This window comes from Pseudomonas sp. B21-032 (assembly GCF_024748965.1).
Classification (GTDB): domain Bacteria; phylum Pseudomonadota; class Gammaproteobacteria; order Pseudomonadales; family Pseudomonadaceae; genus Aquipseudomonas.
The window spans coordinates 2,044,561-2,063,349 of record NZ_CP087180.1 but is presented as its reverse complement, the minus strand read 5'-3'; the positions used below and the strand labels follow the sequence as shown (position 1 = coordinate 2,063,349).

The following is an 18,789-nucleotide window of genomic DNA, read 5'->3' as shown; positions in this document are numbered from 1 at the left end:
TGCGCGCTCGAATTTCCCAGGGATGGATGGCATGCACAAGCGACAGCACTTTCTTACGCCGCAGCGTTACGAGCGCTTCCTCGAACACGACGAAGAGAGCCGTGCATTCCTGCGCGACAATCGCCTGCAAGCCGACTCCGACGAGCAAGAGGCAGTGTTCAGCGGCAAGAGCCTCAAGGGCCTGGCGCTGGACAAACTGCTGATCAGCTATACCGCCGGCGTTGACATCGACGCCCTGCCCGCCTTGCTCGAAGCGCTGGTCGCTGAGTACGAGCAACTGCAACGCAAGATGGCCGTGTACACCGAGCAAGCCAACGTCGCTCCGCTGAATCTGGGCGATAGTGAAGAACACCACGAATGCATGCAGGTCATCAGCCTGTGCATTCTGCTCGGTCGCCAGGACCTGCTCGAACGCTTCGTCACGCTGATGGACAACGGCGGCTATGCCGAAGAAGACACCCTCTATGAAGACCTGCTGAGCCGGGTCCTGCCCGACCGCTACGACGTCGATGCGTGGTACCAGGACTACGCCACGCCGTTGGTGCAAACCATCTATGCCACCAGCCCCGAGCAAGCGGCCAGCCGCCTGCAGGGCTACTGCGAGCAGTGGTACGAGCACTTTGAGCACGCCAGCTGGTACGACACCCATGGCGACGATATCAGCGGCTACGTCGGCTACTGGTCATTCGAGGCAGCGGCAGTGGCCCTGCTCTACGGCATCGATACCCGCGAACTGCTGCACGTGATCTTCCCCCATGAGCTGCTCGCGCACGCGCGCAGCCTGCCCGCCTACCAGGGCATCCGCTGGGAGTGCCTGGGCGACGCTGAAGACGAACAGGAGGAGGACGAAGAAGAGCTGACCGACGAAGACGACGAAGACGACAACGACGAAGACTTCGCCTACGACATCAAGGCCGCCGGCGTCACCTTGTCCGACGCCATCGATGCCGGCAGCATCCCGCACCTGGCCCAGGCCCTGAGTGCCTACGACACCGTCGAAGCGATCCTGGCCCTGAACCTGGCGGCCGACCAGCAGGAGGAAGACGAGGCCTTCTTCGACCTCGCCCTGGCCCTGCTCGGCTGGGTCCCAGGCCCTGGCCACGGGCTCAAACGGGTATTACGCCTGGTCAATCGCGACCCGCAAAAGCATGCCGAGCAGCTTTATGACCTGCTGCGCCACGTACTGCTCAACTGCAAACTGAAGACCAGCCCGGATGCCCTGCTCGAAGAGAGCCTGGACGCCGAGTTGCTACGCAGCGAGCTTGCGCAAATCATCGCTGCGGTCAGCGCCAGTGCGACCTTCCTGGCCCTCGACGCGCAGCGCCAGGCCCTGGTGCTGAGCGACCTGGAACAGGCTGGCGAACACCTTGACGACCTGATCGAACGCATCGACGAACGCCTGATGCCCTGGCTTGCCGTGCAGCGCAACAGCTCGGCCCAAGCCTCGGGCAGCAGCACCCGCGTTCCGGCGCAAACCAGCAAACCGCAGTCGCGGCGCGTCGACAACCTGCGTGAGCACGGAACGCTCAATACCCACCCAGCGGCCAGTGATGGCGGCAAACTCAGCCGCGAGCAGATCAACCCGCAAGCCACCAGCAACTGGCTGGAGCTGAGCCTGGACGACGGCAAGCTCGGCGGTGTACCCGGCGCGGCCTACAAGGTGATCTTCGCCGACGGCAGCATTGCCGAAGGCTTTTTGAACAACCTCGGCCATACTCGCCTGGAGGGCGTACCTTTCGGCCCGGCCAAGGTGTATTACGGTGAAGACCCGCGCCCCTACCCCCGCCAGCCGATCAAGGCCCTGGCCAGCAGCGCGGCGCTGATCGACCGCGACCTGCGCAGCCTGGGCTTCATCCCGGCGAAACTCGACCGCGACGACCTGTACGCCGAAACCACTGGGCGCATTGCCCCCTACTGCGAACTCAACGCCCTCTGGTGGGAATGGGCCAGCGCGCGCTATCACGGCCACTGAAGCGCTTGCCCTGGGGCCGCGCAGTTGTTGAGTGCTGCGCGGGACGCTACATTTGCCACTATCCCCAGGCCGGAACACGCGCATGCCGTCGAGCGAACTGCAGTCCCTGCGCCAGCAACTTGAGCAGTTGCAGCAGCAGAACAACCTGCTCACAGCCCAGCTCGCCGAGCGCAGCCGCGCCGGGCCTGCACCTGACCAGCAGGCCCTGGCCGATACCCAGCAGCGTTATCGCTTTCTGTTCGAGGCCATGGACGAAGGCTTTTGCATCATCGAATTCTTCGACGGCCCCCACGGCCCGCTCAGCGACTACGTTCATGTCGAAGCCAACGCTGCCTACGCCAAGCATGCCGGTATCGACAATGTGGTCGGGCAAACTCTGCGCCAACTGGTCCCCGATGAGGCGAATGGCTGGCTTGCCCGCTACGGTGTGGTGCTGCGCAGCGGCACGCCGATCCGCTTCGAGCAGGAACTGGTAGCCACCGGCCGCCACCTGGACATCTGCGCCTTTCGCCTGGAGCCGGCCAGCCGCAAGCAGGTCGCCGTACTGTTCCAGGATGTCACTGCGCGCAAACGTGCCGAATCCGGGCTCAAGCGCCTCAACCAGGAGCTTGAACAGCGGGTGGCCCAGGCGCTGGCAGAGCGCAAGATTCTCACCGATGTGGTCGAGGCGACCCTGGCGCAAATCCAGGTGGTCGATCTGGACATGCGCTGGCTGGCTATCAACCGCGCCGCGCGTGACGAATTCCGGCGAATTTTCGAGCAAGTACCCAGCGTCGGCGACAGCCTGCCGACGCTTATGGCCAGCCGTGCCGAAGACTGCGCCCAGGGCCTGCAACTATGGAATCGGGCACTCAAGGGTGAGGCATTCGTCGAGGTTGCCGAGTTTGGCGAGGGCGAGCAGCATCGCCACTACGAACTGCGGTTCAGCCCGTTGCATGACAGCAACGGGCAACTGATCGGCGCTTACCTGTTCGCCTACGACATCAGCGAGCGGATCCGCGAGCAAAAACGCCTGCGCAAGACTGAAGAAGCCCTGCGCCAGGCGCAGAAAATGGAAGCGGTCGGCCAGCTCACCGGCGGCATCGCCCATGACTTCAACAACCTGCTGACCGGCATCAGCGGCTCGCTCGAACTGTCGCGCAACCTGCTCGGGCGCGGGCGCCATGAACAGATCGCCCCCTACCTGCGCACCGCCCAGGATGTGTGCAACCGCGCCGCATCCCTGGTTCACCGGCTGCTGGCCTTTTCCCGGCGCCAGACTCTGGAACCGCGCACCATCGACGTCAATCGCCTGGTCAGCGGCATGCTTGAGCTGATCCGCCGCAGCGTCGGCCCGCACATCGACATCGAGGTGTTTACCTCCAGCGCATCCTGCCGAGCCACCATCGACGCCTCGCAACTGGAAAACGCCCTGCTCAACCTGTGCATCAACGCCCGCGACGCCATGCCGGGCGGGGGCAGGATCAGCATCGAAACCCGTCATCTGCCAGCCGATGAGCAAGTCGCCGCGCACCTGGACCTCAAGCCCGGTGACTACCTGGCCTTAAGCGTCAGCGATAACGGCAGCGGCATGTCACCGCAGGTGCTGGCGCGCGCCTTCGACCCGTTCTTCACCACCAAGCCGGTGGGCCAGGGGACGGGCCTGGGGCTGTCGATGGTCTATGGTTTCGTCCGTCAGTCCGGTGGCCAGGTGCGGGTGTATTCGGAACCTGGCCAAGGCACCAGCGTGCACGTGTACCTGCCGCGCCTGGACAGCGCCAGCCTGCCGCTTAGCGAAGTGAAACCAACGGCCCGCCCGCAACGTGAACTGCGCGACATGACGGTGATGCTGGTCGATGACGAAGCAACCATTCGCATGCTGGTCGGCGAAGTGCTCGAGGAACTGGGCTGCGCCAGAATAGAATTCGCCGACGGCCACAGCGCCCTGGCGGCATTGCAAAATGGCGCCGGCGTCGACTTGTTGATCAGCGATGTCGGCCTGCCCGGCGGCATGAACGGCCAGCAACTGGTGGCCGCCGCCCGCCAATTGCGGCCCGGATTGAAAGTGTTGTACATCACCGGCTACGCCGAGCAGGCGGTGCTCGGCAGCGGCGTGTTCGAGCCCACTACCCGGGTGCTGACCAAGCCGTTCAGCCTCGACACCCTGGCCCAGCGTATCGAGGAAATGATCGGCTGATCAGCGCCCGCCGCCCAGGTCCAGAAAGCTGCCGGTGGAATACGAGGCCTGGTCTGACAGCAGCCAGAGGATCGCCTCGGCGACTTCCTCGGCCTGCCCGCCGCGGCCCATGGGGATGCCTGGTTCCAGCTTGCTGACCCGCTGCGGGTCGCCGCTGAGGGCGTGGAAGTCGGTGAAGATGTAGCCCGGGCGCACGGCATTGACCCGCACCCCTTCGCCGGCCACTTCCTTGGCCAGGCCGACGGTGAAGGTATCCAGCGCGCCCTTGGAGGCGGCATAGTCGACGTATTCGTTAGGCGAGCCCAGCCGCGCGGCTACCGACGAGACGTTGACGATGCTGCCGCCCTGCCCGCCATGGCGGGTCGACATGCGCTGCAGCGCGTGCTTGGCGCACAGCATCGGCCCGACCACGTTGGTCTTCATCAGCTTGAGCAGGCGAAACTCCGACACCTCTTCGACCCGGCTCTGGTGGCCGATGGTGCCGGCGTTGTTGACCAGCGCAGTGACCGGGCCCAGCTCGGCATCGACGCGCTGGAACAGCTGGACGATCTCGTCCTCGACACTGACGTCGGCCTTCACCGCAATGGCGTCGGCACCCAGTTCACGCACCTCGGCCAGCACCCGCTGGGCGGCTTCGTCGTCACGCAGGTAATTGATGCAGATACGGTAACCGGCGCGCGCGGCCAGGCGTGCGGTGGCAGCGCCAATGCCGCGGCTGGCGCCGGTGATCACGATAACCTTGTCCATGGATACTCCTTGCCCCCAATGGCGTTGACCCCTCAAGGCTAACGCAGTCAGGGGCCGGGCACAAAGCCGCTTCAGGCAGCCGGTGGCGGTACCGGTGCCTTGGGTTCGGCCTTGCGCAGCGGGTACAGGTGCTGGCGCACGATACCTTCAGGCAGGTCCTTGCCGAACACGCCGTATCGCGCCGGCCATTCCTTGGGCGGCAGCTTGAAGGTGCCGAACAGCATGTCCACCAGCGGCGTATGGATCGCGTAGTTCTTGTAGATGTAATCCTTGTGCCGGGCGTGGTGCCAGTGGTGATAGCGCGGCAGCACCAGCAGGTAGTTGAGCCAGCCGCCGTCGATACGCACGTTGGCATGGGCCAGCACCGCCTGCACACCGACCAGGATCACGTAAGCGTTCATCGCCTGGGGCGAAAAGCCCAGCAGGATCAGCGGCGCCAACACCCCGGTGCGGGTCAGAAGGATCTCGCAGAAATGAATGCGCGAACCGGCCAGCCAGTCCATGTGCGTGCTCGAATGATGCACGGCATGAAAGCGCCACATCCACGGCACCACGTGATACAAGCGGTGCAGCCAGTACTGGCCGAGGTCGGCGACGAACACCGCGAGCAAGAACTGCACCACGATCGGCAGGCTTTGCACCTTGGCCTGCAAGGTATCGGACAGCACCCAGCCGGCCAGCCAGCTGGACGAGGCGGTGACAAAGATGAGGATGAACTGCACCAGCATATGGCTGACGAAGAAGTAGCTGAGGTCGGTGCGCCAGTGCGGGCGCAGGATGTTTTGCTGCGGGTCCTTGGCGTAGAGTTTTTCCAGCGGGATGAAGATCACCGCCGATACCAGCAGAGCGAGTACAAACCAGTCCAGGCCCAGCGAGTACGGGGTCTGGCCGATGGTTTCGGTCTGGATGTTGGTGCCGCCGAGAAACATCGCCAGGCCTGCCGCACTGATGCCGGTAAAGCCCAGGCGCTTGCGCTTGTTGAGGAGGATGTTCAGGGTGCCCAGGGCGAAGGCCAGGATCAGCCCGATCAGCAGCGCGGTACGGGCAAAGTGCACGCTGTAGACCTTGCGAAACTCGGCAAAGGTCAGCCACTGCGGAAACAGGAAGCACAACACCGCCAACAGGCTAAGCAGCCCCAGGGCGGCCGAGAGGTAACCGCTGATACGCCCCTGGCCGAGCTTGAACGGGTCGTGGCCGTGGCGTTTGAAATAGGCCTTGATTGCCTGCATGAATCGCTGATCCTTCATAGTGGTGGGCTCCGTGCGGCGCGGAGTATACCGACCTGCGGCCACAAGTGAGCGCGTACCTGCCTGGCCAGCTGACAAATCTGTAATGCACTGCTCAGTTTGCTGACAGTCAGCACTGGCTAAGGTCGTGCCATCCCCGCCCCTGGAATGGCAGCCATGCTTCGACACCCGACCCGCCGCACCTTCGTCAAGGGCTTCGCCGCCGGCAGCGCCCTGGCCGGCCTCGGCCTCTGGCGCCTGCCAGCGTTTGCCGCGCCCGGCGTGTTTGCCAACGAGCTGAGCGGCGAGCACTTCGAGCTGTTCATCGGCCAGACCCCGGTCAACGTTACCGGCCGCCCGCGCACGGCGCTGACCATCAACAACAGCCTGCCCGGCCCGACCCTGCGCTGGCGGGAGGGCGACAGTGTGACCCTGCGGGTGCGCAACCGCCTGAACGAGCCGACCTCGCTGCACTGGCACGGGATCATCCTCCCGGCCAACATGGATGGTGTGCCGGGCCTGAGCTTTGCCGGCATCGAGCCCGGTGGCGAGTACCTTTACCGCTTCACCCTGCAACAGAGCGGCACCTACTGGTACCACAGCCATTCCGGCCTGCAGGAACAAGCCGGGGTCTACGGCGCGATCGTCATCGAACCCAGGCAGCCCGAAGGCCATCGCTACCAGCGCGACTACGTGCTGCTGCTCAGCGACTGGAGCGACCAGGCCCCCGAGGCGCTGATGGCGACCCTGAAAAAGCAGTCCGATGCCTTCAACTACCACAAGCGCACCGTTGGCGACTTCATCGACGATGTCGCCAGCAATGGCTGGCAGCAAACCGTGGCCGAACGCAAGGCCTGGGCGGCCATGCGCATGAGCCCCACCGACCTTGCCGACATCAGCGCCGCTACCTACACCTACCTGCTCAACGGCCAGCCGCCGAATGGCAACTTCACCTGCCTGTTCCAGCCCGGCGACACTGTGCGCCTGCGCCTGATCAACGGCTCGGCGATGAGCTATTTCGACTTTCGCATTCCGGGCCTTAAGCTGACGGTGATCGCCGCCGATGGCCAGCCGGTGGAGCCAGTCGAAGTCGATGAACTGCGCATCGCCGTGGCCGAAACCTATGACGTGCTGGTGCGGGTCGGCGACCTGCCCGCCTATACCCTGTACGCGCAGAGCATGGACCGCAGCGGCTACGCCCGCGGTACCCTGGCGCGCAGCAACGGGCTGAGCGTCGAGGTGCCAGAGCCGGACCCACGTCCCATCCTGACCATGGCCGATATGGGCCACGGCGCCATGGCCGGGATGGGCGCCATGGACCACAGCCAGATGGCCGGCATGGACCATTCGAAAATGACCGGCATGCAGCAACACCCAGCCAGCGAAAGCGGCAACCCGCTGGTGGACATGCAGACCATGAACCCCAGGCCCAACCTCGCCGACCCAGGGATTGGCCTGCGCAACAACGGCCGCCGGGTGCTGACCTACGCCGACCTGAAAAGCACCTTCGCCGACCCCGATGGCCGCGAGCCGTCCCGGGAAATCGAACTGCACCTGACCGGACACATGGAGCGCTTCGCCTGGTCGTTCAACGGCATCAAGTTCTCCGATGCCGAGCCGCTGCGCCTGACCTACGGCGAGCGCCTGCGCATCACCCTGGTCAACGACACGATGATGGCCCACCCGATCCACCTGCATGGCCTGTGGAGTGACCTGGAAGACGAACACGGGCGCTTCCAGGTGCGCAAGCACACCGTCGACATCCCGCCGGGCAGCCGCCGTAGCTACCGGGTCAGCGCCGACGCCCTGGGCCGCTGGGCCTATCACTGCCACCTGCTCTACCACATGGAGATGGGCATGTTCCGCGAGGTACGCGTCGATGAATAAGCCCATTGTTCGGCCGCTGTTCGGCGGCTTCGCCCTGCTCGCCCTGCTGGCCAGTGAAGAGGCCCGTGCCGAGGCCATGGATCACGCCGCCATGGGCCACGGTGCCATGCCCCAGCAAGGCATGAACCACAGCATGGCATCCGATTCGCCGCGCACGCCGTTACGGCCGATCACCGACGCCGAGCGCCAGGCGGCCTTCCCGCCCCTGCCCGGTCATCAGGTCCACGACCAGCAGACCAACTGGGCCGTGACGGTCGAGCAACTGGAGTACCAGAACTTCGACAACAGCAGCGCCCTGAAGTGGGACGCCAACGCCTGGATCGGCGGCGATGTCGACCGCCTGTGGCTGCGCAGCGAAGGCGAACGCGAACAGGGCGTGACCCACAAGGCCGAACTGCAGGCGCTCTGGGGCCATGCCATCAGCCCCTGGTGGGAACTGGTCGGTGGCCTGCGCCAGGACTTCAAGCCGGCCACTGGCCAGACCTGGGCCGCCTTCGGCATCCAGGGCACGCCGCTGTACGGGCTGGAGCTGCAAGCCACCCTGTATGCCGGCGAACATCAGCAAACCGCGCTGCGCCTAGAGAGCAGTTACGCTATCCTGCTGAGCAATCGCTGGATCCTCGAACCGTCGCTGGAGGCCAATTTCTATGGCCGCAACGACGCCACCCGGGACCAGGGCAGTGGCCTTGCCGACAGCGAGATTGGCCTGCGCCTGCGCTACGAAATCACCCGTGGCGTTGCCCCGTACCTGGGCATCAGCGTCAACCGGGCCTACGGCAACAACGCCGAGCAAATCCGTGATGAGCACGGCGACATCGGCCAGACCCGCCTGGTCGCTGGAGTTCGCCTGCGTTTCTAGAAGTGGAGAAGTACATGCTGAGCAAGAAAATCGTCGCCTTCGGCCTGCTGGCCCTGAGCACCCTGGCCCAGGCCGGGCCGACCATCGATGTCTACCGTGACCCCAACTGCGGCTGCTGCAAGGACTGGATCAAGCACCTGCACGACAACGGCTACACGGTCAACGACCATGTCGAGCCGAACATGAGCGCGCTCAAGCAGCGCCTGGGCGTCGAGCCGCGCCTGGCCTCGTGCCATACCGGGGTGATCGACGGCAAGTTCGTCGAAGGCCATGTGCCGGCCGAGCAGATCAAGCTGCTGAGCAAGCGTCACGACCTCAAGGGCCTGGCCGTACCGGGCATGCCCATGGGCTCGCCGGGCATGGAAATGGGCGACCACAAGGACGCCTACCAGGTCATCGGCCTGACCCTTGAGGGCAAGGACGAAGTGGTCGCCAACTACTGATCCGGCCTTGATGCTCAGCTATTGGGCGCTGTTTCTCAGCGCCTTCGGCGCAGCCACCTTGCTGCCGCTGCAATCGGAAGCGGTGCTGGTCGGCCTGCTGCTGCGCGAACCTGAGGCGCTGGTCAGCCTGTTGCTGATCGCCACCGCCGGCAACGTGCTCGGTTCGATCGTCAACTGGCTGCTGGGCCGCGGCATCGAGCACCTGCGCGACAAGCGCTGGTTCCCGTTCAAGCCCGAGCAACTGGCAAAGGCCCAGCAACGCTACCAGCGCTATGGCCAGTGGTCGCTGCTGCTGAGCTGGATGCCGGTGATCGGCGACCCGTTGACGCTGATTGCCGGGATCATGCGCGAGCCGTTCTGGCGCTTTTTAGTGCTGGTCACCCTCGCCAAAGCCGGGCGTTACCTGGTGCTGGCGCTGCTGACGCTGGGCTGGATGCAGCACTAACGCCCCCAGATCTGCGCCTCGGTCCAGCCCAGTTCGGCAAAGTCCTGGGCGCGCAGGTGCGCTTCATCCTCACAAAAGAATTCATCCAGTTGCGGCGGGCGCACCGCGGTGTCGCTGAGCATCGCGTGCACCTGGCCACGGTGGTGGATCTGGTGCTCGAACAGGTGCGAGAGCAGGCGCAGGCGTTGTTCGCGCTGCACCCAGTCGGGGCGCACGATGTTCACATAGCGCTGCAACTGGTCGTCACGTAACTGGCTGCAGTAAGCGATCAGGCGGTGATCGGCCTGCAACTGTTCGGCGTGCAGTTCCAGGCAGGTGGCAAAAGGCTCCTCGGGCTGAAAAAAACGCTCGCTGTCCGGGTCGGGCGCTTCGCCGCGCTGCTCACACTCAAGGGCCTGCAGGTAGAACCAGTCGACGGTGAGGATGTGGTTGAGGGTCGCCTTGATCGACGGGAAAAAGCTCGCCCGCGGGGCGACGAACTCATCCTGGCTCAGTTGCCTGCAGGCCTTGTACACCCGGTGGTTGGCCCAGCCGTTCTGGTAGGCCATGGTCAGCAGGTGGTGCGAAAGAGGCTCGGCCATGATCGATTCCTCAGCAGAAGCGTTGCAGTTGCATCTCCCGCAAGCGGCTGAGCGTACGCCGGAACGGGAACTCCAGATACCCTTCAGTGTAGAGCGCTTCCAGGGCGACCTCGGCTTCCAGGTACAGGGCGATCCGCCGGTCGTAGCATTCATCGACCAGGGCGATGAAGCGTCGCACGCTGTCGTCATGCACCGACAGTTGCGGCAGCTCGCGGTCGCCGGCGACCACCCGCCGGGCGCCGTCCTCGGTGCCGCGGGCAATCTTCGCCGGGCGCTGGCGGGCGCCGAGGGCCGGTACCTCGCCGAGCAGGATGGCCTGAAAGCGGTCGCACAGGGCCATGAAATCCATGGCGGCGAAGGGTTGCTCACACAGGTCAGCATAGCGGCACCAGAGCACCGTCTCGCAGCGTTGCACCACGCTGAGCTGGCGTGAGCCGATCGGCAAGGGTTGTTCAGTCGCCGCTTGCTCACCGCGCAGTTGCTCGAAGACCTGCGCCAGGGCTGCGGGCTGGCCTTTCTCGGTAATCCAGTAACGCTGTATCGCCGCGCCCGGATGCAGGCGATGGTCTTGCTCACCCGCCACCGCCACCACCTGCATATGCTGCTCGATGGCGGCAATCGCCGGCAGGAAGCGCTCGCGGTTGAAACCGTCGCTGTAGAGCTGCCCGGGCGGCTGGTTGGAGGTGGCCACGATCACCACCCCGGCCTCGAACAGCACCTGGAACAACCCGCCGAGAATGATCGCATCGCCGATGTCGTTGACGAACAACTCGTCAAAGCACAGCACGCGGATTTCTTCGGCCAGGGACAAGGCCAGGGCCTGCAAGGGCTCGGCGGTGCCATTGAGCTGGAACAGGCGCTGATGCACCCAACGCATGAAGTGATGAAAATGCTGGCGCCGGGCCGGAACCTGCAGGCAAGCGTGGAACTGGTCCATGAGCCAGGTCTTGCCGCGCCCAACCGGCCCCCAGAGGTACACGCCCTGCGGGGTTTCGCCGCGTTGCAGGGCCTCGAAGCAGGTTTGCAGGGCGGTGGCGGCCTGCAACTGGGCCGGATCGCTGACAAACCCCTGGCTGGCAATGGCCTGCTGGTAGCGGGTCAGCGGGGACTGTTCGGTGAAGCAGGACATGCGCGGCGTCCGTCGCAAAAGGGGGCATTCTGCGGCGGGGGGCATCGCGGGGCAAGTGCTACCACCATTGGTAGGAGCGGGCTTGCCCCGCGATGAGGCCAGTACAGTCAGCACATCGGATGTTGTCTGAGATACCACCGCTGCGCGCTTGATCGCGGGGCAAGGCCCGCTCCCACAAGGTTTCTACAGATCCAGCCCGACTTTGAGCAGCGCCCCATCCGTCTCATCGGTAAGCAGGTACAGATACCCGTCCGGCCCTACCCGCACGTCGCGAATCCGCGCCTTGAGCTCGCCGAGCAGGCGCTCTTCATGCACCACCTTGTCGCCCTTGAGCTCCAGGCGAATCAGTTCCTGCGCCGCCAGGGCGCCGATGAACAGGCTGTGATCCCAGGGTTTGAAGCGCGGGTTGTCGTAGAACGCCATGCCGCTGATGGCCGGGGACTTCTCCCAGACATGGTGCGGGTCGAGCATGCCCTCGACATGCTCGCCCTTGGCCTCCGGGATCGGCATCAGCGAATAGTTGATGCCGTGGGTAGCGATCGGCCAGCCATAGTTCTTGCCGGGTTTGGGGATGTTGATCTCATCGCCACCACGGGGCCCATGCTCGTTGGTCCACAACTCGCCGGTCCAGGGGTTGAGCGCCGCGCCCTGCTGGTTGCGGTGGCCAAACGACCAGATTTCCGGGCGCACGTTGGCCTGGCCGACGAACGGGTTGTCCTTGGGCACCGTGCCATCCGGGAGGATGCGCACCACCTTGCCCTGCAGCTTGTCGAGGTCCTGGGCGGTCGGGCGCTGGTTGTTCTCGCCCAGGGCGATGAACAGGTAGCCGTCGCGGTCGAACACCAGGCGCGAGCCAAAATGGTTGCCGCTGGAGAGCTTGGGCTGCTGGCGGAAGATCACATTGAAGTCTTCAAGCTTGGCACTGTCGGCCGACAAGCGCCCGCGGCCCACCGCGGTACCGGCCGTGCCGCCCTCCCCACCGCCTTCGGCATACGACAGGTAGACCATCCGGTCCTGCTTGAAGGTCGGTGACAACACCACGTCGAGTAAACCGCCCTGGCCCTTGGCCCAGACTTCGGGGACGCCGCCCAGCGGCGGCCCGACCTTGCCTTCGGGGCTGACAATGCGCAGGTTGCCGGCGCGCTCGGTCACCAGGATGCCCTGGCCGTCCGGCAAGAACGCCAGGGCCCAGGGATTGCGCAGGCCTTCGGCGAGGGTGCTGACCTTGACGCTGCCCTCCTCGCTCTTGAAGTCACGCTCGGGCGCGGCATGGGCCAGCAGCGGCAGCAGCGCCGCGGTCATCAGGGTGGGTAGCCAGGTGCGTGGGGACATCAGCGATTCCTTCCAGGGAGGGCCTGTGATTCAGGGTGCGGGCGCGCGCGGCGGCCGGCTGGGTTCCAGGCGCGGGGTGGTCTGTTCGCGGCGGATGTTTTCGCCATTGCCGATACCACGGTTCTCGAGGGTCGGCGGGCGCGGGTTGGGCTGGGTCGACGGGCCGCGCAGCGGCAACGTGGCCGGCACGCTGCCCTGGCGGCTGTTGGGGTTGGCGCGCATGATCGGGCTGTTGTAGGGGTTATTGTTGCTGGCCGCCAGCTGCAACGGCGCGGCAACAGGCGCCGCCTGCAGCGGCGAGCTCAAGAGCAGGGCCATGGCCAGGCCCGTCAGTGATCGGTTCACGGTATTCACCTCCGGCAACACACGGCGCCGAAAACCAGCGCGCCCAAGCGTTGGATAGCCTAAGGCGCGACAGGTTCGCCGGGAAACCTCGATTTGCCCCGCAGGTGATTCATTTTGTTACCGGATCAGCCATCGACCTTATGCTTCGCGGCGTACAGGCAAAGCATTTCCATGGCCAGGGTGGCCCCGGCCAGGGCGGTGATATCGGCATGGTCATAGGCCGGCGCGACTTCCACCAGGTCCATGCCCACCAGGTTGATGCCGCGCAGCCCACCGAGGATTTCCAGCGCCTGCACCGTGGTCAGGCCGCCACACACCGGGGTGCCGGTGCCGGGCGCGTAGGCCGGGTCCAGGCAGTCGATGTCGAAAGTCAGGTACACCGGTTGCTCGCCAACCCGCTGGCGAATCGCTTCGATGATTGCCTGGGTACCACGTTGATGCACCTGGCGGGCATCGAGCACGGCAAAGCCCTGGGTATCGTCATTGGTGGTGCGCAGGCCGATCTGCACCGAGCGCGCCGGGTCTACCAGGCCTTCGCGGGCCGCGTGCCAGAACATGGTGCCGTGATCGACACGCTGGCCCTCCTCGTCCGGCCAGGTGTCGCTGTGGGCATCAAAATGAATCAGCGCCAGCGGACCGTGTTTGCGTGCATGGGCCTTGAGCAGCGGGTAGCTGATGAAGTGGTCGCCGCCCAGGGTGAGCATGGCGCAGCCGGCTTCGAGAATCTGCTCGGCATGGGCCTGGATGCTCTCGGGCACGGTGTGCGGGCTGCCGTAGTCGAAGTTGCAGTCGCCGTAGTCGATTACCGCCAGGTGCTCGAAGGGGTCGAACTCCCACGGCCAGTGCCGGGCCCAGGCCTGCTGCACCGAGGCGGCACGAATCGCCCGCGGGCCGAAGCGCGCACCCGGGCGGTTACTGGTGGCGGTGTCGAACGGCACGCCGCTGACCACCACATCGACGCCGCGCAAATCGCGGCTGTAGCGCCGGCGCGAGAAGCTGGTGATACCGGCAAAGGTGTTTTCGGCGATGGTGCCGTAGAGGCTTTCGCGGGTAATGGCCTGGTCGTTGTCGGGGGCGAGGTCCATGGTCGGGCTCCTGGTTTGTTGTTATTGGCGGCTACGGAAGGTGGTCCACAGGCGGGTGCGCTGGCGCATGTCGGCGAGGCTCATGCTGCGGTCGGCAAACAGCCGCGCGCGTATTTCGGCCGAGGGGTAGATGTCCGGGTCGCCGCGCACCGCTTCATCCACCAGAGGCGTGGCGGCCTGGTTGGCATTGGCGAAGAACAGCGTGTTGGTCAGTGGCGCCACCGAATCGGGGCGCAACATGAAGGCGATGAAGGCGCGGGCCGCTTCTGGGTGCGGCGCGTCCTTGGGCATGACCAGGTTGTCCTGCCAGATCAGCGTGCCTTCGCGGGGGATGCGGTAGATCACCTGGTACGGCTTGCCGGCCTTGTGCGCCTGGTCGGCGGCCATGGCTGCATCACCGTTGTAGGTCAGCGCCAGGCACACACTGCCGTTGGCCAGGTCGTTGATCTGCCGGCCGTTGGCGACATAGCTGATTGACGGCTGCAGTTGCTTGAGCAGCGCCTGGGCGGCCGCCAGGTCGTCCTTGTCACGGCTGTAGGGATCCTTGCCAAGGTAATGCAGGGCGACGCCGATCACCTCCTGGGGCGAGTCGGACATGGCAATCCCGCAATCCTTGAGCTTGCTGGCGTACTCGGGCTTGAACAACAGGTCGAGGCTGTCCAGCGGCACATCACCCAGGCGTTGGCGCACCGCCTCAAGGTTCATGCCCAGGCCGAGGGTGCCCCAGGTGTAGGGCACGGCGTACTGGTTGCCAGGGTCGACCTCGGCCAGCTTGGCCAGCAGGTCTGGATCGAGGTTGGCGTAGCCGGGCATGGCCTGGGCCTGCAGCGGCTGCAAGGCACCTGCGGTCAGGGCGCGGGCCAAAAGGCTGGAAGATGGCACCACCACGTCATAGCCACTGCCGCCGGTGAGCAACTTGGTCTCCAGCACTTCGGTGGTGTCGAAGGTGTCGTAGCGCACCTTGTAGCCGGTTTCTTGCTCGAAGCGCTGCAAGGTCTCGGGCGCGACGTAGTCGGCCCAACTGTACAGGTTGAGGACTTTTTCCTCGGCCTGCACCGGCAAGGCCAGGGCCAGGGCCAGGGACAACAACCACAGGGATGTACGCATGTCGGGCACCTTTGTCAGTGGATGCCGCCAGCATGCCTGCCGGGTTACATTACTAAAATGGCAAGTCAGTTAACCTGACATTCATCAGGAGCAATGTTTGATGCTGGGACAACTGCACGACCTCGACCTGCACCTGCTGCGGCTGTTCGTCACTGTAGTCGAGGCCGGAGGCTTCAGCGCCGCTCAGGGCGTGCTGGGTTTGAGCCAGCCGAGCATCAGCCAGCAGATGGCGCGCCTGGAAACCCGCCTGGGCTATCGCCTGTGCCGCCGCGGCAAGGGCGGCTTTGGCCTGACCGCAAAGGGTGAAGTGCTGCTCAAGGCCACCCGCGAACTGCTGGTGCAGATCGAGGCGTTTCGGCATCAGGCCAACGGCGTCGCCGGGCGCTTGCTCGGCGAGGTGCGCATCGGCATTTCCGAAGCCCAGGACAGCAGCGTGACCTTGCGCCTGGCGCGGGCCATCGAGCGTTTTCGCCAGCGTGACGAGGCGGTGCGCCTGGAGTTGGTCAGCGCCATGCCAGCCGACCTTGAGCGCCAGCTGTTGCAGCAGCGTCTGGACCTGGCCATCGGCTATTTTTCCGGCAAGCAGGCAGCGTTCGATTACACGCCGTTGTTCGAAGAAAACCAGCGCCTGTACTGCGCCAGCCATCATCCGCTGGCCGGGCAAACCGAGGTCAGCCTGGCGGCCTTGCAACAGGCCGACCAGGTCGAACACCCCTACCGCTTCCAGAGCCGCCAGGAACCCTTTGACGGCACCAGCGGCGCGGCCCGTTCCGAGCAGGTCGAAGGCGCGCTGGCCTTCATCCTCTCCGGCCGGCACATCGGTTATCTGCCCTGTCACTACGCCGAGCCCTGGGTCGCGCGCGGCCTGTTGCAGGCTCTGGACCCGGCGCTGGATTTCGCCGTGCCGTTCGTATTGGTGCGCCACCGCGCCCAGGTGGCCAGTGATGCCGAGCAGGCCTTCGCAGCCGACCTGCTGGCCGCCTTCGCCTGACTCAGTAGGCCAGCGACCAGCTCAGGGTGTAGGTGCGGCCACGGCCCTGGTAGTCATAGAGATAGGCCGGGCCATAGGTCGGCGAATAGAACAGCGTCGCGCGCTGGCCCCAGACGGTGCTGTACTGCTTGTCGAGCAGGTTCTGGATACCGGCGCTGAAGGTGCCGAAACCGGTGTCCTGACTACCCAGCAGGTCGAAGGTGGTGTAGCCGCTGATCGTGTGATCGGCATCATCCTTGAGGGTGAAGGCGTGGTTGGCCTGCAGACGGGCGCTGCGGCCATCGCCCTTCCAGCCGACGAAGGCGGTGGACTTGGACAGCGACGCATAGCGGGCATCGCGCTTGATCCAGTCGCCGTCCTTGTCTTGCTCTTGCGAGCGCACCAGGTGCAGGGTGCTACCGGCTTCCCAGCCGCTTTCGAAGTGACGGGTCAACGCGCCTTCAAAGCCGAAGTCGCGGCTTTTCTGCTCTTCGACGTTGATGGTCAAAGTGGCCATGTCGGTGGTGATGATCTTGTCCGACCAGATGTAGTACACCGCGGCCTGGGCGTCCCAGTCGAGGTCGGCGTAGCGCCAGCCCAGCTCCACCTGACGGCTCTTGATCCCGGCCAGCGGGTTGTCTTCGACGCTCAGGCCCGGCTTGCCGTAGTACTTGGCCGGGTCCGGAAGGTCGAAGCCTTCGCCGTAGTTGCTCCAGACCTGGTGACCGTTCTTGAAGTCGTAGATGGCGCCGAAGTTGAACAGGTTGACCTGGTAGTCGTTGTTGCCGCCGGGCACGTTCTTGAAGTCGCCGACATCGACGTCCATCTGCTGGCGCCGGGCGCCGCCGGAAAAGGTCAGGTTATCGGTGGCCTTCCAGTCCAACTGGGCGTAGGCCGAGATGCCGTCGACCCGGTAGCTGGGGTAGCGTGCTGACTTGCTGGCTTCATCCAGGTCCAGGCCGCCACTTTCGGACGACGTCAGGGCATTGAAGGTGGTCTGGTCGGCGTTGAAACGCTCGCGGTCCAGGTCCACACCGTAGGTCAGCTTGAGGCTGTCCCACTGCTTGGCGAACAGCGCCTTGAGGCTGCTGACTTCGAAGTTCTGCTGCGAGGCGGCAAAGTACACGCCTTTGGAGCCCGCCGGTTTGCCGGTGTTGTAGTACGGGAACGGGTAGAAGTTGTCGTCTTCCTTGCGGTACGAGGCCTGCAGGTAGAAGTCCTGGCCGAGCACATCGCTGTGGTGGTAGTTGGCGTTGAGCAGCAGGCGCTTGGTGCGCGGCTCAAGATCGGTGGAGTAGCCGCCGCGCAGTTCGGCGTCTTCCAGATCCGACGGGCCGTTGTAGTTCAGGTTGGGAAAGTAGATACCGGTGCTGCCGTGGTTGCCCGAGTCGTAGTACTGGGCCAGCAGGTCGAGGCTCTGCTCGTCGTTGAACTGCAGGCCCAGGCTGCCAAGCACGTCGATGGTGCGGTTGTACTGCAGGTCGGTCTGGGTGTTGTCGATGAAGATCTGCTCGCCGGCGCCGTCGTAGAAGGCTTCGTTCTGCTCGGCAGACACACCCAGGCGCGCATTGATGCGCTCGTTGCCGCCGCTGATCGACTGGGCGATGCGGGTCGACAGGTCGTCGCTGTTGTTGAAGCCGCTGCTGGCACCCAGCTGGGTTTCAAAGCGCGCCGGGCCTGCTTCGCCCTTCTTGGTGACGATGTTGATGATGCCGCCGGTGGCGCCGCCGCCGTAGATGGCACTGGCGCCGGAGAGCACTTCGACGCGCTCGACGTTGAACGGCGAGATGCTGTCAAACTGGCGCGACAAACCCCTCGAGCTGTTCTGGCTGACGCCGTCGATCATCACCAGGACATTGCGCCCGCGCATGTTCTGCCCGTAGTTGGTACGCCCTTCCGGCGCCAGGTCCAGACCCGGGACCAGCTTGCCGATAGCTTCCTTGAGGCTGACGCCGCTGTCGATCTGCTCACGCAGTTGCTGCTGGTCGACCACCCAGACAGTACCGGGGATTTCGCTGATCGAAGTGCTGGTACGCGAGGCGACGCTGACTTCGATGGGCTTGAGGCTGACGCTTTGCGCCGCCGCGCTCTTGCGCAGGATCACCGTATTCTGCGCGCTGAACTGCCAGCTCATGCCGCTGCCGGCCAGCAGGCTCTGCAAGGCCTGGGCAATGCTGTAGCGGCCCTGGAGCGCCGGGCTTTGCCGGCCCGCCACATCCTGGCTGGTGAACAACAGGTGCAGGCCGGCCTGGTCGGCGAAGGCGGTCAGTGCCTGGTCGAGGTTCTGCGCAGGCACGTCCAGGGATACTTCACGCTCCTGCTGGGTGCTGGCGGCTTTTACCGGGTCGGCGGCGTGCACCTGCAGAGTGCCGAGCAACGCGGCGACGGCGGTCGAGGCCAGCAGGACGTGTTTGAAATAACCGGTGGAACGGGCGATTGGCTTGAGCGGACCCTTCACTGTTTTCTTCCAGGCAAATGGTTGTAA

General features: G+C 64.9%; 16 protein-coding genes. 7 read left to right on the top strand and 9 right to left on the bottom strand.

What is annotated here, in order from left to right; translation table 11 throughout:
* Positions 1 to 31 precede the first annotated feature (31 nt).
* Together LOY54_RS09480 and LOY54_RS09475 are read left to right on the top strand one after the other, a co-directional pair.
* A complete protein-coding gene (locus LOY54_RS09480) occupies positions 32 to 1,972 on the top strand; it encodes a PoNe immunity protein domain-containing protein (RefSeq protein WP_258610231.1) in 1,941 nt (646 codons plus the stop codon).
* A gap of 82 nt (positions 1,973 to 2,054) precedes the next feature.
* Positions 2,055 to 4,148 (top strand): PAS domain-containing sensor histidine kinase, encoded by a 2,094-nt coding sequence (locus LOY54_RS09475; RefSeq protein WP_258610230.1) that lies wholly within the window; start codon positions 2,055 to 2,057, stop codon positions 4,146 to 4,148.
* Here the strand turns inward: LOY54_RS09475 and LOY54_RS09470 are convergent, their stop codons facing one another.
* On the bottom strand, positions 4,149 to 4,895 hold the full coding sequence (locus tag LOY54_RS09470) for an SDR family oxidoreductase (RefSeq protein WP_258610229.1): 747 nt from the start codon (positions 4,893 to 4,895) through the stop codon (positions 4,149 to 4,151).
* A 71-nt stretch (positions 4,896 to 4,966) separates the two neighbouring features.
* Entirely contained in the window at positions 4,967 to 6,142 is a 1,176-nt protein-coding gene (locus LOY54_RS09465) for a sterol desaturase family protein (protein WP_256326750.1), read from the bottom strand.
* A gap of 156 nt (positions 6,143 to 6,298) precedes the next feature.
* Here LOY54_RS09465 and LOY54_RS09460 point away from each other — a divergent pair, with 156 nt between their 5' ends.
* From LOY54_RS09460 to LOY54_RS09445, 4 genes are read left to right on the top strand one after another with little or no spacing between them, the layout of a single operon-like run.
* Positions 6,299 to 8,008, top strand: a complete 1,710-nt coding sequence (locus LOY54_RS09460) for a copper resistance system multicopper oxidase (RefSeq protein WP_258610228.1) — start codon at positions 6,299 to 6,301, stop codon at positions 8,006 to 8,008.
* Complete coding sequence (locus LOY54_RS09455) at positions 8,001 to 8,867, top strand: copper resistance protein B (protein ID WP_258610227.1); 867 nt, start codon at positions 8,001 to 8,003, stop codon at positions 8,865 to 8,867. The genes LOY54_RS09460 and LOY54_RS09455 overlap by 8 nt, the downstream gene beginning before the upstream one ends.
* Before the next feature lie 14 nt (positions 8,868 to 8,881).
* Positions 8,882 to 9,310 carry a DUF411 domain-containing protein gene (locus LOY54_RS09450; RefSeq protein WP_258610226.1) on the top strand — a complete coding sequence of 143 codons (429 nt, stop codon included), beginning with the start codon at positions 8,882 to 8,884 and terminating at the stop codon, positions 9,308 to 9,310.
* Positions 9,311 to 9,320: 10 nt separating this feature from the next.
* Positions 9,321 to 9,755, top strand: a complete 435-nt coding sequence (locus tag LOY54_RS09445; protein ID WP_258610225.1) for a YqaA family protein — start codon at positions 9,321 to 9,323, stop codon at positions 9,753 to 9,755.
* Here the strand turns inward: LOY54_RS09445 and LOY54_RS09440 are convergent.
* The 6 genes from LOY54_RS09440 to LOY54_RS09415 form a co-directional block, all read right to left on the bottom strand.
* The gene (locus LOY54_RS09440; protein ID WP_213601912.1) at positions 9,752 to 10,336 is read right to left on the bottom strand and encodes a DinB family protein; all 585 of its coding nucleotides are present in this window, start codon (positions 10,334 to 10,336) and stop codon (positions 9,752 to 9,754) included. The two genes, LOY54_RS09445 and LOY54_RS09440, sit on opposite strands and share 4 nt — an antisense overlap.
* 10 nt (positions 10,337 to 10,346) lie before the next feature.
* Positions 10,347 to 11,465, bottom strand: coding sequence for a cell division protein ZapE (zapE, locus tag LOY54_RS09435; RefSeq protein ID WP_258610224.1), 1,119 nt, complete (start codon positions 11,463 to 11,465; stop codon positions 10,347 to 10,349).
* A 183-nt stretch (positions 11,466 to 11,648) separates the two neighbouring features.
* Complete coding sequence (locus LOY54_RS09430) at positions 11,649 to 12,797, bottom strand: PQQ-dependent sugar dehydrogenase (RefSeq protein ID WP_045201359.1); 1,149 nt, start codon at positions 12,795 to 12,797, stop codon at positions 11,649 to 11,651.
* A gap of 30 nt (positions 12,798 to 12,827) precedes the next feature.
* Positions 12,828 to 13,115, bottom strand: a complete 288-nt coding sequence (locus LOY54_RS09425; protein ID WP_408980584.1) for a hypothetical protein — start codon at positions 13,113 to 13,115, stop codon at positions 12,828 to 12,830.
* A gap of 152 nt (positions 13,116 to 13,267) precedes the next feature.
* Entirely contained in the window at positions 13,268 to 14,227 is a 960-nt protein-coding gene (speB, locus tag LOY54_RS09420; protein ID WP_195883489.1) for an agmatinase, read from the bottom strand.
* A 21-nt stretch (positions 14,228 to 14,248) separates the two neighbouring features.
* Positions 14,249 to 15,334 carry a polyamine ABC transporter substrate-binding protein gene (locus tag LOY54_RS09415; protein ID WP_258610222.1) on the bottom strand — a complete coding sequence of 362 codons (1,086 nt, stop codon included), beginning with the start codon at positions 15,332 to 15,334 and terminating at the stop codon, positions 14,249 to 14,251.
* 100 nt (positions 15,335 to 15,434) lie between these two features.
* Here LOY54_RS09415 and LOY54_RS09410 point away from each other — a divergent pair, with 100 nt between their 5' ends.
* Positions 15,435 to 16,325 carry a LysR family transcriptional regulator gene (locus tag LOY54_RS09410; protein ID WP_258610221.1) on the top strand — a complete coding sequence of 297 codons (891 nt, stop codon included), beginning with the start codon at positions 15,435 to 15,437 and terminating at the stop codon, positions 16,323 to 16,325.
* Between the two features lies 1 nt (position 16,326).
* Here the strand turns inward: LOY54_RS09410 and LOY54_RS09405 are convergent, their stop codons facing one another.
* The gene (locus LOY54_RS09405) at positions 16,327 to 18,762 is read right to left on the bottom strand and encodes a TonB-dependent receptor (protein ID WP_258610220.1); all 2,436 of its coding nucleotides are present in this window, start codon (positions 18,760 to 18,762) and stop codon (positions 16,327 to 16,329) included.
* Positions 18,763 to 18,789: the final 27 nt, after the last annotated feature.

Bases quoted from the DNA above. Each gene is read 5' to 3' on its own strand.
- LOY54_RS09480 (WP_258610231.1), top strand. From the start codon at position 32: ATGCACAAGCGACAGCACTTTCTTACGCCGCAGCGTTACGAGCGCTTC.
- LOY54_RS09475 (WP_258610230.1), top strand. From the start codon at position 2,055: ATGCCGTCGAGCGAACTGCAGTCCCTGCGCCAGCAACTTGAGCAGTTG.
- LOY54_RS09470 (WP_258610229.1), bottom strand. From the start codon at position 4,895: ATGGACAAGGTTATCGTGATCACCGGCGCCAGCCGCGGCATTGGCGCT.
- LOY54_RS09465 (WP_256326750.1), bottom strand. From the start codon at position 6,142: ATGAAGGATCAGCGATTCATGCAGGCAATCAAGGCCTATTTCAAACGC.
- LOY54_RS09460 (WP_258610228.1), top strand. From the start codon at position 6,299: ATGCTTCGACACCCGACCCGCCGCACCTTCGTCAAGGGCTTCGCCGCC.
- LOY54_RS09455 (WP_258610227.1), top strand. From the start codon at position 8,001: ATGAATAAGCCCATTGTTCGGCCGCTGTTCGGCGGCTTCGCCCTGCTC.
- LOY54_RS09450 (WP_258610226.1), top strand. From the start codon at position 8,882: ATGCTGAGCAAGAAAATCGTCGCCTTCGGCCTGCTGGCCCTGAGCACC.
- LOY54_RS09445 (WP_258610225.1), top strand. From the start codon at position 9,321: ATGCTCAGCTATTGGGCGCTGTTTCTCAGCGCCTTCGGCGCAGCCACC.
- LOY54_RS09440 (WP_213601912.1), bottom strand. From the start codon at position 10,336: ATGGCCGAGCCTCTTTCGCACCACCTGCTGACCATGGCCTACCAGAAC.
- zapE (WP_258610224.1), bottom strand. From the start codon at position 11,465: ATGTCCTGCTTCACCGAACAGTCCCCGCTGACCCGCTACCAGCAGGCC.
- LOY54_RS09430 (WP_045201359.1), bottom strand. From the start codon at position 12,797: ATGTCCCCACGCACCTGGCTACCCACCCTGATGACCGCGGCGCTGCTG.
- LOY54_RS09425 (WP_408980584.1), bottom strand. From the start codon at position 13,115: ATGGCCCTGCTCTTGAGCTCGCCGCTGCAGGCGGCGCCTGTTGCCGCG.
- speB (WP_195883489.1), bottom strand. From the start codon at position 14,227: ATGGACCTCGCCCCCGACAACGACCAGGCCATTACCCGCGAAAGCCTC.
- LOY54_RS09415 (WP_258610222.1), bottom strand. From the start codon at position 15,334: ATGCGTACATCCCTGTGGTTGTTGTCCCTGGCCCTGGCCCTGGCCTTG.
- LOY54_RS09410 (WP_258610221.1), top strand. From the start codon at position 15,435: ATGCTGGGACAACTGCACGACCTCGACCTGCACCTGCTGCGGCTGTTC.